Raw genomic sequence first — 18,080 nt, forward strand, 5'->3', positions numbered from 1 at the left:
TTTGTAGTCTATCGTTTAATCTGATCAGGGTATGAAAAAGACTAGTATTAATATCGCTTTGTTTCCGCTATTTCTTTTGTTGCTGGGAACAGTGTTTTTGAATCTTCTTTCGTCTTGCAGTGATAAAGACGATGAAGACGAGTTTGTCGATCCTCAGAATTTTTGTGGAAGTTATTCTGAAGATAAATTGTCGTTGACGCTTAATCAGAATAAGATGCTGGGTGCTCAGGTAGAACTCGTGTCGGTCAGTACGGATGGGAAGTTTATGCAAGTCAGGTTGTCCGGTGTTTATCCCACCGACGAACCGGTAGAGTTTGAGGTTGCTGTCGAACCTGGACAAGGATATATCGAGTTGAAAGGAACAACCAGTTATTATGAGTGTTATGATCTCTCTTTTTCAGGAGTTTGTGATAGTAAAGAACTGCGTGCAACGCTGGTGTACGAAGTGACATCTTCTTTGACAAGGTCTGCTGTATTCGACTTTACGGATCAGATACTTAAAGTCTCGCAAGGGACAGCCGGTACTGTCGAATGGGAGGGTAAGACCTACGAGAAGGTCGAGTTTGTTGAAGGCGTACTCGAATATCTGAATAAGAAACTGTCGGAAAATATCCAGGGTATGCGTCTCGACTTCGATCGGGACGGAGTGCTGGGTGTCTATGTGAAAAAGGTTGATGGTGATTTCACCGAATGGCCGCTTCATCTGACATATTGGTTCCGGAAATATTCCCACGGGATTTACATCGCAATGGATCGGGAAACTAATAATGCTTTCCTGAATTATCTGAGTGGCGATGCTGATTTTTCTTCTATTCCGACAGTCGCAATGACAGCTGAACATTATTGTTTACCTGCGTTTTATACACAGAACGACGAATATTTCTCTTTGGAAATGGATTTCCCGACACTCCTTATTTGTCTGGGTGACTGGATAAACAGCGGTATGCTGAACTATAAGGAAGCCGAAGCTATGAAACTGTTTTATAAAATCTTAAGCTCCGACTCGGATAGGGATATGGCATGGCGTATCCATATGATTGCAAAGAGGAATGCGTAAACTTATTCATATCCTGCTGTACTAAGTATTTGAAAAATAACTATCACTACTATCACGCCCCTGTTTAATGTCCCTATAATCAACGCTTGTGGTAGTGATAGTTGCTGTTTTCAACTATCACTTAACTATCACTCATCTATCACCAACTGTCAACTGTCTTGTCCTGAAATCAAATACATACCTATCTTTTGTCATAAAGTATATTGCTTATTATCAAAGATATAGTATGAAATATATCTTGAGACCCGGGTCTAGACGGCCTCGACACCCGGGTGTGAGCATCGTCGGAATGGGGGTGTAAAACTGGTAAAAATGGGCATCTCGGAGAAAAAAAGTAAGTACTTCGATGAAAAAAGCCTATATATTCATGGTAAATATCTAGGGGGATATGGGGATAGACTTAGTTCACATAGAACTCCGGTTATTAATGGCTGAAAGGCGTTGATTTAATACATAAATTAGCTACAATATGTTTTTTTTATTTATTTTTCACCGTAATGTATGCTGTTTTTATGAAAATTACTATATTTGTAGCGTATTATTTCGCTATAGTTCTATGTGAACTGTTGCAAAATAATATTCTCACTAATGAATTGAGTAGAAGATATTTAAAGGAGACGAAGATGTCGGTAGTCTGATTTGATAGATTGCCTTTTCTGACAGGCCATGAAAAATGGCTGCTGTAGTTGTATTAAGTAAAAACCGTTAATTTTGAATTATGACGACAAACACTAAAAGGAGGAAATTATGTCCATCGGCTATGTGCGCCAAGACTATGCACATGCGCCATTTTCTTTCGTTTTTGATTTTTATGAGTTCTAATCACTAATTAATTATGTTATGAATTACACAAAGAAAGTCATTTTTGTGCCTATGGCTTTATTTTGTCTTAGTTTGCCTTCGATGGCTGAGAGTAATATCTCTGCAAAGCAGGCAACGACAGAGTTGAGTGCAAGCATTGAACATTCTGCAGTAGCGGTACAAGAGTCCGCATCCACAACTCAGAATGCCCGTAGGGTAACAGGTATTGTAAAAGATGAGAATGGTGATCCGGTAATTGGTGCCAGCGTTGTTGAAACGGGGACTACTAACGGTATTATGACGGATGTCGACGGTCGGTTTGAACTGTCTGTCCCGTCTAACGCATCACTACAAATCTCTTATGTGGGTTTTGTTACCCAGACAATCAAACCGGGAAACCGGAATAATCTCCAGATCGTATTGCAGGAAGACAGCCAGGCACTCGACGAAGTGGTAGTAGTGGCTTTCGGTAAGACAACTAAAGAAGCGTTTACCGGTTCAGCCGGTATCTTAAAAGCGGATGATCTTCTTAAAGCACAGGTTGTTAACCCCGCCAGTGCGTTGGCCGGACGTGTTGCCGGTGTGCAGTTGAGCAACACTTCCTCACAGCCGGGTAGTTCGCCTTCCATTACCATCCGTGGTTTCGGTTCTATTTCTTCAGATACTGAACCTCTGATCGTTGTCGACGGGATGCCTTTCGATGGGGACTTGAACCTGATCAACTCCAATGATATCGAGTCGATGACCGTATTGAAAGATGCTGCATCCAATGCCTTGTATGGTGCCCGCGGTGCTAACGGGGTGATTATGATCACGACGAAGAAAGGTAAGAGCGGAGATGCAAAAGTAAGCGTCGATGCTAAATGGGGTGTCAACAGTAACGGTTTGCAGAACTATAAGTCGACCAACGCACAGGAGTTCTATGAAACTTATTATAAGATGCTGTATAACTATTATACAACGGAAAGCGGAGGAGGTTTGTCGTCTACCGATGCGCATGCACAGGCTAATCGTCATCTGACTAGTTCGTCGAGTGGTGTAGGTCCTGGTTATATGGTTTATTCAGTTCCCGACGGACAGGATTTTATCCAGCAGGGAGGTGTGATGAATCCGAATGCAACTATGGGAACCCTCTATAAATATAATGACAGACAATTCTGGCTGCAGGCCGACGATTGGGAAGAAGAAGGATTGCAGAACGGTTTCCGTCAGGAATACAATGTGTCTATATCCGGAGCATCCGACCGTATCAACTACTATACCTCAGTGGGTTACCTGGATCAGGATGGTATTCAGGAAGGATCGGCCGTGAAGCGTCTGACTGCCCGTGCAAAGCTCGATTACCAGGCAAAGACATGGTTGAAAGTCGGTGCAAACTTCAACTATTCCAAGTACGATTACAGCCAGACTTATGAAGGAACTATCGGTACCGGAACTATCTGGAGTACGATCAAGACACAGGCTCCTATCTATCCGGTTTATTTCCGTGATGCCAATAAAAATATCATGGTCGACCAGTGGGGAGAGAAAATGTATGACTTCGCTAAAAATTATGATTTGAACCGCGGAGGAGGTGTAGGTGGTAACGGTATCTTTACGAATAAATACAGAACGGATGAAACAACCGGTAACTCATTTATTGCCAGTGGTTATGCCGATATTAACCTGACGAAAGACCTTACATTCACTTTCAATGCCAATGCTTATGATTACGACCGGCGTTATACGTATGCAAAAAGTCCTTTTGTTGATTACTATACAGACTCGTCCGACAACGGTTCGCTCGAAAAAAGATCTCTGCGTACATTTACATATAATACCCAGCAGCTGTTGAATTACAATAAGCAGTTTGGTAAACATGACGTAAGTGCACTGCTTGGACATGAATATTATGATTACAAATATGAGTACCTGAAAGCTTCCGGTTATAACTTCGGAATAGACGGTACGCGTGAGTTGGCTACTGTTCTGAACCTGGACAATAATCCGACTTCTTACTCCCGGTCTTACAACAACGAAGGTTATTTCTTCCGTGCGATGTATAATTATGATGCGAAGTATTTCGGTTCGGTATCTTACCGTCGTGACGCTTCTTCCAACTTCTCGAAAGATAACCGTTGGGGTAACTTCTGGTCGGTAGGCGGTGCATGGCTTATCTCAAAAGAGCAGTTCTATAATATCCCCTGGGCGAATAGCATGAAACTGAAAGCTTCTGTTGGTTCGCAGGGTAACGATAATATCGGTTCGTATATCGGTGATGTTTTGTATGCCGACTCTTATACTATTGTCAACAATGATAATGAAGCGGCTTATCAGTGGCGGCAGAAAGGTGCCAGTGATATTACCTGGGAAACCAATACGAACTGGAATGTGGGTTTGGAATTCGATCTGTTCCAGGGACGCCTGGGTGGTAGCGTAGATTATTTCTACCGCAAAACGAGTGATATGCTGTTCTCCCTTAACACGCCTCCTTCAATCGGTTACACCAGTTATTATATCAACCTGGGAGATATGCGTAACTCGGGTCTTGAACTGGTTTTACAGGCTACGCCGATACGTAACAAAGATTTCCAGTGGGATATAAACTTCAATATCACGCATGTGAAGAATAAGGTGTTGACTTTGCCTGATAAGATTAAGACAACGAAGGTGGAAGGCCATGACGGATATGTCAATCTGGATAAATCGTTTGTGTCCAAATACAAATATTTCGTGGCAGAAGGTCTTTCTCTTTATACCTGGTACTTGCCGAAGTTTGCCGGTCTTGATCCGGACACAGGAGAATCGTTGTTCTATAAAGATATTCTGGACGATGCAGGCAATGTGACAGGACAGGAAACAACCAAGGATGTGAATCAGGCAACCGATTATCTGATTGGTGACGCGCTGCCTAAGTTCTCCGGTGGTTTGGGTACGACGCTCAGATACCGTAACTTCGATTTCTCAATCAACCTGAACTACCAGATCGGTGGTAAAGCATACGACTATGTCTATCAGCTGCTGATGCATACCGGAGGAACATCTTCTACCAACTGGCATAAGGATATTTTCAACGCATGGACTCCTGAAAATACGAATACCAGTGTTCCGCGCCTGATGTTCTCTGAAACTTATTCGCAGGCTTCACGTTCAGACCGTTTCATTACGAATGCAAGCTATGTGAATCTTCAGAATATCAACTTCGGATACACATTGCCTTCGAGCCTGACACAAAAGTATAACATACAGAATATACGTGTTTACTTCTCTGGCGAAAATCTGTTGTACCTCTCTGCACGGCAGGGATTTGACCCACGTTATACACTGAAAGGATATAGCAACTCGGAACTTTATTCTCCGATACGTACAATCTCGGGAGGTATTTCATTGACATTCTAATCATTAAAAGGAAAACATCATGAAAAAATATAAGATATTTCTTGCTGCTGTCGCTCTTCTGGGATTGAGCAGTTGCATCGAAGAAAAAATACCAACAGAATATGTGTTGGACAGTCAGATACAAGCCTCGGAAACAGCCTTGCAGGGGATGGTCAATTCCATTTATACCTCGATGGGCGGATATATAAATGATGACGGGGGGATTGAAATGATTTCTTATGCCAGCATGCGTGCCATGCTCGAACATAGTACGACCCAGCTGGTTTGCTCCGGCGCGAACGGTTATAATACGATGGGGGCTTACTGTTATGGAGCGATAAGTGCCACGGGATCTAATCGCGGACTTTATCCTTCTTATCTCTACTATGCTTATCTTAAGAATGTGAATGATATTATCGGTCTGATCGATGTGGATGATCTGGATGATTCCAAAAGGGGGTATCTGGGGATCAGTTACGCTTACCGGGCACTTTATTATCTGGATCTGGTTCAGATCATGGAATATAAGAAACCTACCGATAGCCGTTTCAGCTATGTGAGTCCTGAAAACGACCTGACCAATCTGGGGGTACCCATTGTAACGGAGAAAACGACCGGCGAAGAGGCATCGAATAATCCGCGTGCAACGGTGGATGCTGCCTATGATTTGATCCTTAGTGACTTGCAACAGGCGGAAACTTATCTGGACGGTTATGCACGTACGGATAAAACCCAACCGAACCTGGCTGTTGTGTATGGCTTGTATGCCCGTGCTTATGCTAACCTGGCTTCGCGTGTAAATACTTCCGCTTCTTACAAAGATGAAGCTTCTTACTGGCAGAAATCCGGTGAATATGCGGATAAGGCTATTTCTGTTGCCGGTTGTACACCGTTGACGGAGGCGCAATGGACGGATCCTACGAACGGCTTCAATAACCGTAACTCTCAGAATTCGTGGATGTGGGCGACTTCTATTTCAGAAGGCAACACGACTGCGGCAACAGGAAACGACCAGTCGTTCTCTTTCGCTATGATCTTCGGGACTGAAACCAATTTCAGTTCTTACGGTTGGCGTGTAGGGCGTTCGCTCGATCGTAAGTGGTACGAACGTCTGTCCGATAACGATTTCCGTAAGAAATCGTGGTTGGCTCCTAACTTCCTCTATGAATCGACCAATCAGAAAGAGGGTGAACCTTATCTGGTGGAAAGAAATGCCGACGGTAAGTTTATCAATAATAAATGGGCAGTAAATGATGAGAGTACGAGTTCGGTTCAGAGCGATTGGACAGACAGCTATTCCGGATATGGCCCTGACAAGTATCAGTATCAGTTGAACAGCAGTCCGTCATGGATCCGTTCACGTATCAACTCGTCTTATGGCTTCCAGTCGTGGCCGTGGGTATATGTAAACATTAAGTTCCGTCCGCATAATGGCGATTACCGTACACATTCGATTGGTGGTGCTATCGATTATCCCATCATGCGTATCGAAGAAATGTATTTCCTGAAAGCGGAAGCGGCACTTCATACTTCCGGTGTTCCTGCAGCAGCGGCAGCTCTGGAAACAATAGTAAAAACGCGTAATCCTTCATATACCTGTACAGCAACTACTGCCGATGCATTCCTGGATGAATATATCTTCCAGAAAGGCGTGGAATTCTGGGGTGAGGGTGTCAACTATTTCGATGCCAAACGTCTGGAAGTGGGTATTCATCGTGCATACTTCGGTACGAACTGCGAACGTTACCAGCATTGTCTGGATATGGACGGCGTATTTGTGGGATGGACTCCGGGATGGAACCAGGCGGAACTGAATGCCAATCCGGCTATCTTCCATTACAATAATCCTTATACAAATCCGACGACTTATTATATCTATAAGTCTAATGACGATTTCAGACCTTATTATGGTACAGAAATAAAATAAAGGGATTTGATTGAAAAGAAAAAGGTATGTCACGGGTGTGGCATACCTTTTTTGTCTCTTGCCGGAAACTGTTCGTTTACCGGTTATTATTTACCTGCTTCTTCTTTTGTCTTGTAAGCCAGCGCATACATACGCATCTGTTTAACCATGGCAACCAGCCCGTTCGAACGGGTAGGCGAAAGATGCTCTTTCAGGCCGATCTGTTCGATAAAATAGAGGTCGGTATCCAGGATCTCCTGTGGTGTGTGGCCTGACAGGACATTGATCAGCAGCGATACGATCCCTTTTACTATAACGGCATCGCTTTCACCTTTGAATATAATCTTACCGTCCTCATAGTCTGCCTGAAGCCATACGCGGCTCTGGCATCCCTCGATCAGGTTGCTTTCTGTTTTATACTTGTCTTCCAGCGCGGGAAGGGAGTTGCCTAAATCGATCAGCAACGCATACTTGTCCATCCAGTCGTCGAAGGCTGAGAACTCTTCAATAACATTGTCCTGAAGTTCGTTGATAGTCATCGTTGTATTATTATTTCTTTTGTCTGTTATATACTACTTCCAGTACCGTTTGCCCTACGGCTTTGAGGGTTTCGCGGTCGATATTCTCCATATTGTCTTTCTGGGTATGCCAGTACCAACCGAAGCCGTGATCGCTCTCCGGATCGTAATTGATAATGTCGATGCAAGGGATGTTACGGCCTTTGATCACATACTCGTGGTCGTCGGTAATGGCACCGCCTGTTGCATTGATAAAGTACTTGCCGTATCCCAGGTTGCGGGCTGTGCTCCAAACCATTTCTACAATATTACCTGCTTTACTCAGTGAGAGTTGTTCTTTAAAAAAGGTAGCGTTTTTGGCGCCTACCATGTCGAGCAGGATACCGAAGTCGGCCCGGTAGTTCGGAACGTGCGGGTTCTTAGCCCAGAACTGCGTACCCAGACACCAGGTATCAGGTTTGTAATCGTTCACAAATTCGGGAGTACCATAATCTTCGGCATCGAAGAAGATGATGTCGACGCCTATTCCCGGATCTTTTTGTCCGATCTGGCGGGCGATCTCGAGCAATGCACCTACGCCGCTACCACCGTCGTCGGCACCGTCGATCGGTTTACGGTAGTTCGCAGGGTCGGGATCGTGGTCTGAATAAGGACGCGAATCCCAATGGGCGAAGAGTAAAATACGTTTATTATTGTCCGGATTGAAAGACCCTATGATGTTCTTGGCTTCCAGCCCCGTATTGTCGTATGCGGTAAGAGTCGCTTCCTGTTCGTAGACTTTGGCACCGAAGCGTTTCAGTTCGGAGGCCAGGTAGTTGCCGCAAGCTTTGTGTGCTTGGGAATTCGGAACACGTGGGCCGAACTTTACCTGATTTTCTACGTATGTGTAAGCACTGTCGGCGTTAAAAGAAGGTGTGCTTGTAACAGGTACGGCCTGGCTGACTGTCGTTTTCTCCTGTTGCTGATTCTTTGCCTGGCTGCATGCCAAAAGTGAACAGGCTAGTAGTGTTATATACAAAATATGCATCATTACTGTTTAGATTATCTATTTATCCATTATAGGCAGTTTGCACGCGCGACATGACCCGCAGCAAATTTCCTCCCCATATCTTTGCTATATCATTCTCACTATATCCCTCTTTCAGAAGCCTTACAGTGATATTTATCAGTTCGTTACTTGCCCGGCAGCCGATCAGCTCGCCGTCGCCGTCAAAATCGGAACCGATGCCTACATGGTTGATCCCGATCAGGTTTACAATATGATTGATGTGGCGGACAGCGTCGGTAAGAGATGCCTTTTCTGCATCTTCGTTGATAAAGCCCTTGTACAGGCAGATTTGCACGACGCCTTGTTTGGCAGCCAGCGCTTTCAACTGATCGTCGGTCAGATTGCGCGGATGGTTGCACAAGGCACGGGCGGAAGAGTGGGAGGCGATGATCGGCAGTTGGCTGAGTTCCAGCGCATCGTAAAATGTGCTTTCGGCAGCATGCGATACGTCTACCATAATACCCAACCGATTCATTTCCGCTACCACTTCTTTGCCGAAAGGACTCAGACCGCCCCATTCCGCTTCTCCGCGGGCAGAGTCGCATATATCGTTGCTACCGTTGTGGCAGAGCGTGATATAGCTGACTCCAAGCTTCTTGAAGCGAGCAATGTTACCAAGATCCTTACCAATGGCGTACCCGTTTTCTATTCCGAGCATGATCGCTTTCTTCCCGGCATCTTTCGTTACCCATACTTCCTGCGGAGTATGGGCAATGTTCATCCGGCCCCGGTTTATCTCCATCTGGCGGTGAATCTCATTCAACCGGTTTATGGCGAAATCTGTAGCCTGGTGCAATGAAGCATCGTCCCGTTTCCCTTGCGGAATATAGGCAACCATGATGGCTGCATCGACCAAGCCTTCTTCCATGAGCGGAAGATTTACTTTGCCACCTTCTTTCTCTCCGAGATTGAACTGGCCGGGGAAGATCATCGGGGTATCCGTATGCGAATCAAGTATTACGTTTCGCTGATGAATGCGTTTGGCTTCTTTGAACAGGCGGGCAGCTTCCACATGATGTTTGAACAACTCCTGCATTAATTCGTCTCCGTTGGAAGCCATTGCTTCCGGATGCCATTGAACGCTGAATATTTCCTTTTCCGGATGTTCCATAGCTTCGTTGATACCATCGGGGGCTACAGCCGTCTCCCTGAATTCGGGGGCAACCTCTTTTATTGCCTGGTGATGGAAAGAGTTGACAAGTACATTTGTTTCCTTCTTTAAAATCTCAAACAGGCGGGAGGTCGGATCGGTGATCCGGACGGAGTGGGAAGCATATTCACGTGATAATGTCTGGCTGTGTTTGATCAGCTTGCCTTCATGTTGCGAATAAATATCCTGATAAACGGAACCGCCGAATGCCACATTGATGATCTGGTGGCCACGGCAAATACCCATGACCGGTAACTGGCGGTTGGTAGCCAAACGAAGAAGTATCAGGTCGAACTCATCGCGGAAAGTATCCACGTCCTGTAGTTGAGGAACCGGCTCTTCCGATACATAAAGCGGATTCATATCGCCGCCGCCGCTTATCAGTAATCCGTCCAGTCCGGATACGATGGCTGTAATCGCCTCTATATCTGTGATTACCGGGATCAGCACCGGAGCACCTCCGGCCTGCAGTACGGATTGTACGTATGTCTCGGCTATACAGGAAAGTCCGTCTTTCCGGTTTGAAGATATTCCTATGCGGGGAGGTTGAGGTTTTTCTTTCTTTGGTGTAAAGTTGTCAACTTCCCTGTATAAGGCTTCTAAACTCGGACGACGGACTTGCATATTCATAGGAATGAATAATTATCAATTAATAATTAATAACAGGCAAGCAACGACAAACGGTTACTTGCCAATTACCGGAAACTTATGCGTCGATATTGGCATAAGTGGCATTCTCTTCGATAAACTCACGGCGCGGGCCTACTTCTTCGCCCATTAACATCGCGAATATCTGGTCTGCCTCGGCTGCGCTATCGATAGTAATCTGTTTCAGTGTACGGTTGTCAGGGTTCATTGTCGTATCCCATAACTGGTGATCGTTCATTTCTCCCAAACCTTTGTATCTCTGAGTATGGATCTGATTTTCATTACCTGCGGCATATCTGTCGATAAATGCCTGACGTTGCTGTTCTGTCCAGCAGTATTCTTCTACTTTTCCTTTCTTACAGAGGTAAAGAGGAGGAGTTGCCAGGTAAACATATCCGTTATCGATCAGTGCACGCATTCTGCGGAAGAAGAAAGTCAGGATCAAAGTGGCAATGTGGCTTCCGTCCACGTCGGCATCGGTCATGATGATCACCTTGTGGTAACGAAGCTTGCTCAGGTTCAACTCTTTCGGATCTTCCTCTGTACCTATAGTAACACCCATAGCACGGAAGATGTTCTGAATTTCTTCACTTTCGAAGATTTTATGATCCATCGCTTTCTCCACGTTCAGGATTTTACCGCGAAGCGGAAGGATAGCCTGGAACACACGGTCGCGGCCCTGTTTAGCCGTACCGCCTGCAGAGTCCCCTTCGACAAGGAACAATTCGCAGATGGAAGCGTCTTTCGAAGAACAGTCGGCCAACTTACCGGGTAGGCCACCACCGGTCATCGGCGATTTGCGCTGCACCAGTTCGCGTGCCTTACGGGCAGCCTGACGAGCCTGTGCTGCCAGCACAACCTTTTCTACGATGATCTTGGCTTCTTTCGGATGCTCTTCCAGATAATACGAAAGTGCTTCACCGATGGCCTGGTCTACGGCACCGGTCACTTCGCTGTTACCCAGCTTTGTCTTTGTCTGTCCTTCAAACTGCGGTTCGGCCACCTTGATAGAGATAACAGCGGTCAGACCTTCACGGAAGTCATCTCCCTGGATCTCTACTTTTGCTTTTTCCAGCAATTTTGAGTCTTCAGCATATTTCTTCAGGGTACGTGTCAGACCACGGCGGAAACCAGCCAGGTGCGTACCTCCTTCAATTGTGTTGATATCATTTACATACGAGAACACGCTTTCGTTGAAAGAAGTGTTGTATGTCATTGCTACTTCAACAGGGATACCCTGCTTTTCCGTTACAATGTGGATCACGTCCGGGATCAGGGACTCTTTGGAGCGGTCTACGTAACGAACGAATTCCTTCAGACCTTCTTCCGAACGGAAAAGTTCTGATTTGTAGCTGCCGTCTTCCTTTGTTACACGCTTGTCGGTCAGCGTCAGGCTGATTCCTGCATTCAGGAAAGCTAGTTCGCGCAAGCGGGTAGCCAGGATATCGTATTTGTATTCCAGGACTGTGAAAATACTACCGTCCGGCTTGAATGAGATCGTTGTACCGGTCGTATCGGCTGTACCGATCACTTCAACGTCGTGCAACGGCTTACCGCAAGAAAATTCCTGCATGTGTATTTTCCCGTCACGGCGAACTTCGGCTTTCAGATAAGTAGAAAGAGCATTCACGCAGGAAACACCTACACCATGCAAACCTCCGGATACTTTGTAAGTACCTTTGTCAAATTTACCTCCGGCATGCAGAACGGTTAATACTACTTCCAGGGCAGATTTGCCTTCTTTCTCATGAATATCTACCGGAATACCACGGCCGTCGTCTGTTACTGTGATAGAATTGTCTTCGTTTATAACTACGTCGATCTGGGAACAAAATCCGGCTAGTGCTTCGTCAATAGAGTTGTCGACAACTTCATATACCAGGTGATGTAGACCTTTTTCACTGATATCGCCAATATACATGGCAGGTCTTTTTCGTACTGCTTCTAACCCTTCAAGTACCTGAATACTGTCCGCAGAGTATTCCCCGGAAGTATTCTTCATTTCTTCACTCATGAGTTTCTATCCTTTTAAATCACTAAATTTCTATATCTCTAAAAATGCTAACAAATGTAGTGAAAATAATTGACTTAGCAGGTAAATGTAGTGTGAAAATAGCAAAAAAACAGGGGTGTCAAACAGACATGACAAAGCGGTCGGATTAATTATAATCCGACCGCTTCTAAAGTAGCCCATAGGGGAATCGAACCCCTCTTTCAAGAATGAAAATCTTGCGTCCTAACCGATAGACGAATGGGCCGCAATTATTCCTTATGCAAGCTTGTTGACGTGCTTTGTTAATTTGGATTTCAAGTTGCTAGCCTTATTCTTGTGAATAACGTTTTTCTTTGCAAGCTTATCCAACATAGAGCACACCTTAGGTAACAAAACTTGAGCTTCGTTCTTGTCTTCAGTAGCACGCAAAACACGCATTGCATTTCTAGCTGTTTTAGCATGATATCTGTTCTGCAAACGTCTTGCGTTAGTTTGTCTGATCCTTTTGATTGATGACTTGTGATTTGCCATTTCTTAGCTATTCTTTATTGAATTTTTAATTTTATTTATTGTAGCCCATAGGGGAATCGAACCCCTCTTTCAAGAATGAAAATCTTGCGTCCTAACCGATAGACGAATGGGCCATCATGTCAAAGTTCTCACTTTCAGCGCTCTGGGATAGTTGATTTCCCGATTGCGAGTGCAAAGATAGATGTTCTCTCTGAACTACCAAAACATTTCAAGGGAAAATTTGACAGTACGTACTGTTTTAACTTCTATTTAGAACCTAGATCCTGCAGGTGTATTTCCAGCGCTTTAACAGAAATGTTTATTTCCCAGATACATACGCATAGCGAAGCTGCTAAAAGCAGTAAAGCGACCCCGAATATCCATGCCGCTATAATTTGCCATGAAATATAGATAAAGAACATGGAAATGACGCAAAGCAGCAGGCTGAGTATCCCGAGTATCTGCATGGAGCGGGTCAGATAAAGTCGTTTCCGGAGGTTCGCGATCTGTGCGTAATCCTTCGGATCGTGTGATTGCTGGTGCTTTTCTTTCAGAGCCCGGACTACACTGGCATACGACAGGAAGCGGTTGGTATAGGCCAGCAATATTAATGATATGGCTGAAAATAAAAGCGACGGGGTAGTAAGATCTAACATAATTAATATTGTATTTATACTATTATAACCTACAAATATCGTAAATAGTTTGTTGTTTTGTATCTTTGTCTCTTATAAAGAGGTGAAGATTATGTTATGTAAAACGCGCGGGATTGTCCTGCATGCTATTCCATACAACGATAAATATTCTATTATATATATGTATACGGAGGCTTTCGGGCGTGCTTCTTATCTGGTGGCACGCAACCGGGGGAAGCGCTCGACCGTGTCGAAAGCTCTGTTTATGCCGCTGTCTGTCCTGGAGATGGAGGTGGAACATCTGAATAAACGCGACCTGCACCGTATCCGTGAAACGAAGTTATGTTATCCTCTGACCGAACTGTTCTGCAATCCGGTGAAGAATGTGCTGGCCTTGTTCCTGTCCGAGGTATTGTTCCGGGTCGTGAAGGATACGGAACCTGATTCCCGGCTGTTCAATTATTTATATGAATCGATCCATTTGCTGGAATATGCTGATAAAGGAGTTGCCAACTTCCATCTGGTATTCCTGCTTCGCCTGCTTCATTATTTAGGAATTTATCCGAATGCCGATTCTTTTTCTTCGGGTTGTTATTTCGATATGCAGAACGGTGTCTTTATCGACCGTATCCCTATGCACCGGCATTATCTCAACCAGGAAGAGAGTATGGTGTTTGCCCGCCTGTTGAAAATAAGTTTCGAAAATATGTCGCTCTATTCTTTTTCCCGCCAGGACAGGGTAGGAGTTATTAACCGTATTGTTGAATATTATCGCTTGCATTTACCGGAGTTTCCGGAGATAAAATCCCTGTCCGTCATGCAAAGTCTTTTTGATTAGACAGATTACCGCCTGAATACTTGCCAGTTTGAGGAAAAGATTATACTTTTGCCGCACCTTGTATAAAAGTCGGTCTTGTAGTTCAATGGATAGAATAGAAGTTTCCTAAACTTTAGATCCGGGTTCGATTCCCGGCGAGACTACTTATATGTAAATGTATTCAATTGATAATGATGCCTGTATGTAGGTGAAAATTTTGAGGAAGGGTTAAAATAAGGGTTACAGTTGCTTCAACTAACTGTTATAAGGGGCAAATTGCTTTTCTGGATCGATCGCTGATTAAGAGTTCTACAATCAAATTTTTTATTTCGGTAGTTAGGTTATATCAGTAACCTGAATAAGCCTTCTATGAAGCAACAAATGTCTCAATATGACGTGAGGCATATTCTTTGCAACCGTATACTCTTTACTTCTATTTAATAGGTTTTCTTATATTTGCATAGGATTCGCAGATAACATTATTTTATGAGCGCGGAGCTTTATCTTGATTATCCTGCATGATAGTAATACATTTTCATATGATCAACGAAAAACTATATACATTATATTATAATAGGTTGAATGCCGGTTCTCCTTGTGTCCTCCAACAACTTCGTCAGATGCGTCGTGAAGGTAATCCTCCTGCATATCCTTTATTGCTAAAAGTAAATGAAAAGCGATATAATAATGCAGATTTAAAGGTCATGGTGTTCGGTCAAGAGACTAATGGCTGGGAGCATCAGGTTTGTCCGATAGTTACACCAGTAGAGCAATCTTCAGAGATTATAGATATTACTGTAAAGGGGTTTATGGACTATTATCGAAAATTTCTTGATGGCTGGGGAATTAATAGTCCATTTTGGCACTATCTGAAAAGGATTCAAAGTACATTATCAGTATCTCTTCCAGATAAAACCATTGAAATCGTCTGGAATAATATTTACAAGATCGGTAATAAAGAAAAAGGCAAAAACAGACCAGTCAAACTGATTAGAGATTTTGAAAATGAGTATTTCAATCTTATTCGAGAAGAAATTGAAATTTTGAAACCTGATGTCATCATATTTCTTACTGGTCCAAATTATGAGAATAGAGTGAAAAAAATATTCCCTATTGTATCATCGATTCCTTTGGTTTCTTCTATTAGACAAGAAGAACTCTCTAAATTTCAATTTGAAAATGGAGTATCAGCTTATAGGACTAGCCATCCAAATTACTTACAATTAAGCAAGAAAGCTAAATATATAGACTTCCTTTGTGACGATTTACTGGAACAATATGTATGAATCAAAATAAGCCGTTTTCCAATCATATCTTTTATTTCCGGTAAGAAGCTACTTCGGAAGTCTGAAGTAGCTTTCTACAAGTCAGAAAAATGGATGGCAAAGCATATTATACATTCCGGTGCTAATCTATTTCTGGTAGGTGCTTGCTTAGATAAGTTCTTTATCCTACATTAATATTATAGTCTTTGAGGGTTTTATAATCCTCTATTACTAATAACAGGAGATTATTATTATTTATAGCTTACTCCCGTTATTTAATAATAGAGGTTCTTATTTACAGAGTAGAAGTATAATTTTTTATACGTTTAGTAGTATTCTATAATTTGTTACTAAGAGGAAGTTCGTGAACTAACTCCTTATGTATAGAAATTTTCCCGTCTTTTCCTAGCAAGCAATAAAGTCGACATCTTATGTTTTGCAGGAATCGTTTTTTATCGTATGCCTCCGTTTTATCTATGTATGGCGATATTCTTTGAAGTAATTGATTTTTGAAACCTCTATCTTTGTTTTTTTTGCTATTCTGCAAACTTCGTTCATTCCTTTCTCTTTTATGTATTCAGCTAGCATATAATTTGTCCAATCTACACGACTTTTACTTTGAGGCTCCTTTAAGTGTTCTATTGATAGTATAGTAATTTTTTGAACTTCGTTCCAAAAGAAAGTATATAAGGCATTAAAATGTTCAACTGTAGTTGCAATAGTGATTATACTCCCTTTTTTCAAATGAAATATATTTTTGTTAATGAGGTCTTGCCCTCCTCTTACACTAAACTCAATTCTTATATTATTTTTATGCTGATGCATTCTAACGAACTCTTCTTCTTCGTGACTTTTAATTCTTTTTGGAATGCACTTATCATATATTTCCTGATACTTATCATATATTTTTAATGATAATATTTTCTTTTTAGTCTTGAAATAGATGGAGAACTCATCAAGTCTTGGACGGTATCTGCTATCCCTGAATTGGTACACATCTTTTTTTATGACATTTACATCTACATCCAGCCGACAGTTAATACCGACCTCGATCATTGATAACGTGAATGAGTATAACTCCTCAGTAGAAATACCTATTGTCTGAGCAAATAGATTGAGAGCTTTATAATAGGTTCTTTCGGTAAAATCCTCTAATGAGAGTTCTCCGAAATACCATTTTCTTAAACTGCCTATGATGCCAATTGAGTTGGTTACTACTCCGGTTTCTTTATTTACATATTCATTAAATAATACCGTCATGTAGCTATGCTGGGTGCTCATGTTCGGATTAAAGATTTTGTATTTCCAGTTTTCTTTCATTGGGCTAAAGTTACTGGACTCTCTTTTACTTAAAATTGCATAGTATATAACCATGTCATATGACTTTGCGTCGATTTTGTCTGTCATTTTGTTTTCTTTTCTATGTAATAACTTAGGAAAGAAAAAATAGTATGTGAAGATATGTGAAAAAATGGCCAAGAAAGAGTCAAAAAAAATGATTTTGCAGGATTGACGAATTTAATTGGCTGGTTATGTGTCTATTGCGATTTTCAAAAGTTTAACAATTTGTTTCTTCAGATGAGACAGCTACTTCCGTATTAAAAATGAAAGTTCGTCCGACTAATACTATAATTAGAAAAGAACGAACTTCCTGTATGAATCGTTGTTTTGTTTCATTTTAATCCTGGTAGAACAACGTTGTTCATCGTCCAGTTAATATAATCGACTTTTTCCATGTAAGTTTTTACGTCTCCCCATTCTTCCGGCGTGAGGGTCGTGTTACAATAATCTGATAGTGATTTTATATTTCGCTCTTGAATTTTTATCCAGTCGTGTTGACGTGGGAAATTCATGATGCGATCTATCTCTTTCTTTACACTCTGAACGATATTGACTCTATAATTTGTGGTATTATCTGGCTGATACGCATAATCATCCCTTAATCTATTGTGAAATTCAATAAAGATTATCTGAGATTTTTGAATTTCTGAATAGTCGTTCCAAGAGGAATCATTAATCTTTCGTCCCAATTTTGAATAAAAATCTTTGGAGTAGCCTATTTTTTCTTTCAAAGAGTTTGCTTCATCCACTAACATTTGGCGGGTTTCTGCATTATCTGATGTCCATGAGTAATGAGTTATGATGTAAATTCGATTTATTAAGCAGGAAAGAAGTATCTTGTCTGATGTCTCTTCATCAATGCTTTCACCCCAATCGGAGTATTCCTGATATTCAATGGAGTACTTTGTTAGAGCATTGTCCGTTTCTTGACTCTTGCACGTCCAAATATTCAATACTAGAATTAATAAGAATATTGTTTGTTTATAGTAAGTTAATGTGTTCATTTTTTTTAGTCTTTAGATATTGTTGATTTG

At 42.4% G+C, this 18,080-nt stretch carries 13 protein-coding genes and 3 tRNA genes; 6 read left to right on the forward strand and 10 right to left on the reverse strand.

The window, feature by feature from the left end:
• Positions 1–31: 31 nt before the first annotated feature.
• The 3 genes from HMPREF1536_RS12760 to HMPREF1536_RS12770 all read left to right on the forward strand — a co-directional run bounded on the left by HMPREF1536_RS12760 (position 32) and on the right by HMPREF1536_RS12770 (position 7,142).
• Positions 32–1,057: a hypothetical protein gene (locus HMPREF1536_RS12760; protein ID WP_046151789.1), complete on the forward strand. Its 1,026-nt coding sequence runs from the start codon at positions 32–34 to the stop codon at positions 1,055–1,057.
• Positions 1,058–1,897: 840 nt separating this feature from the next.
• Positions 1,898–5,236, forward strand: coding sequence for a SusC/RagA family TonB-linked outer membrane protein (locus HMPREF1536_RS12765; RefSeq protein WP_052349921.1), 3,339 nt, complete (start codon positions 1,898–1,900; stop codon positions 5,234–5,236).
• A gap of 19 nt (positions 5,237–5,255) precedes the next feature.
• Positions 5,256–7,142 (forward strand): RagB/SusD family nutrient uptake outer membrane protein, encoded by a 1,887-nt coding sequence (locus tag HMPREF1536_RS12770; protein WP_028729812.1) that lies wholly within the window; start codon positions 5,256–5,258, stop codon positions 7,140–7,142.
• Between the two features lie 86 nt (positions 7,143–7,228).
• Here HMPREF1536_RS12770 and HMPREF1536_RS12775 read toward each other — a convergent pair whose 3' ends face one another.
• The 8 genes from HMPREF1536_RS12775 to HMPREF1536_RS12810 all read right to left on the reverse strand — a co-directional run bounded on the left by HMPREF1536_RS12775 (position 7,229) and on the right by HMPREF1536_RS12810 (position 13,644).
• Positions 7,229–7,660, reverse strand: a complete 432-nt coding sequence (locus HMPREF1536_RS12775) for a SufE family protein (protein ID WP_028729811.1) — start codon at positions 7,658–7,660, stop codon at positions 7,229–7,231.
• A 10-nt stretch (positions 7,661–7,670) separates the two neighbouring features.
• A complete protein-coding gene (locus tag HMPREF1536_RS12780) occupies positions 7,671–8,669 on the reverse strand; it encodes a M20 family metallopeptidase (RefSeq protein ID WP_374938068.1) in 999 nt (332 codons plus the stop codon).
• Between the two features lie 19 nt (positions 8,670–8,688).
• On the reverse strand, positions 8,689–10,461 hold the full coding sequence (locus HMPREF1536_RS12785; protein ID WP_028729809.1) for a gamma-glutamyl-gamma-aminobutyrate hydrolase family protein: 1,773 nt from the start codon (positions 10,459–10,461) through the stop codon (positions 8,689–8,691).
• 82 nt (positions 10,462–10,543) lie between these two features.
• On the reverse strand, positions 10,544–12,499 hold the full coding sequence (gyrB, locus tag HMPREF1536_RS12790) for a DNA topoisomerase (ATP-hydrolyzing) subunit B (protein ID WP_028729808.1): 1,956 nt from the start codon (positions 12,497–12,499) through the stop codon (positions 10,544–10,546).
• Between the two features lie 172 nt (positions 12,500–12,671).
• A tRNA-Glu gene (locus HMPREF1536_RS12795) sits at positions 12,672–12,743 on the reverse strand.
• 11 nt (positions 12,744–12,754) lie between these two features.
• A complete protein-coding gene (rpsT, locus tag HMPREF1536_RS12800; protein ID WP_028729807.1) occupies positions 12,755–13,009 on the reverse strand; it encodes a 30S ribosomal protein S20 in 255 nt (84 codons plus the stop codon).
• 41 nt (positions 13,010–13,050) lie between these two features.
• A tRNA-Glu gene (locus tag HMPREF1536_RS12805) sits at positions 13,051–13,122 on the reverse strand.
• A gap of 132 nt (positions 13,123–13,254) precedes the next feature.
• Positions 13,255–13,644, reverse strand: a complete 390-nt coding sequence (locus HMPREF1536_RS12810) for a DUF2721 domain-containing protein (RefSeq protein ID WP_044193362.1) — start codon at positions 13,642–13,644, stop codon at positions 13,255–13,257.
• Positions 13,645–13,735: 91 nt separating this feature from the next.
• Between HMPREF1536_RS12810 and recO the strand changes: the two genes are divergently transcribed.
• From recO to HMPREF1536_RS12825, 3 genes are all read left to right on the forward strand, one after another.
• The gene (gene recO / locus HMPREF1536_RS12815; protein ID WP_028729805.1) at positions 13,736–14,461 is read left to right on the forward strand and encodes a DNA repair protein RecO; all 726 of its coding nucleotides are present in this window, start codon (positions 13,736–13,738) and stop codon (positions 14,459–14,461) included.
• Positions 14,462–14,532: 71 nt separating this feature from the next.
• Positions 14,533–14,604, forward strand: a tRNA-Arg gene (locus tag HMPREF1536_RS12820).
• A 375-nt stretch (positions 14,605–14,979) separates the two neighbouring features.
• The gene (locus HMPREF1536_RS12825) at positions 14,980–15,726 is read left to right on the forward strand and encodes a hypothetical protein (RefSeq protein WP_150115623.1); all 747 of its coding nucleotides are present in this window, start codon (positions 14,980–14,982) and stop codon (positions 15,724–15,726) included.
• A 453-nt stretch (positions 15,727–16,179) separates the two neighbouring features.
• Here HMPREF1536_RS12825 and HMPREF1536_RS12830 read toward each other — a convergent pair whose 3' ends face one another.
• The gene (locus HMPREF1536_RS12830) at positions 16,180–17,112 is read right to left on the reverse strand and encodes a hypothetical protein (protein ID WP_028729803.1); all 933 of its coding nucleotides are present in this window, start codon (positions 17,110–17,112) and stop codon (positions 16,180–16,182) included.
• 266 nt (positions 17,113–17,378) lie between these two features.
• On the reverse strand, positions 17,379–18,050 hold the full coding sequence (locus tag HMPREF1536_RS12835; RefSeq protein ID WP_028729802.1) for a hypothetical protein: 672 nt from the start codon (positions 18,048–18,050) through the stop codon (positions 17,379–17,381).
• Positions 18,051–18,080: the final 30 nt, after the last annotated feature.

The organism is Parabacteroides gordonii MS-1 = DSM 23371, from assembly GCF_000969825.1.
In the GTDB taxonomy this organism is placed as follows: Bacteria; Bacteroidota; Bacteroidia; order Bacteroidales; family Tannerellaceae; genus Parabacteroides; species Parabacteroides gordonii.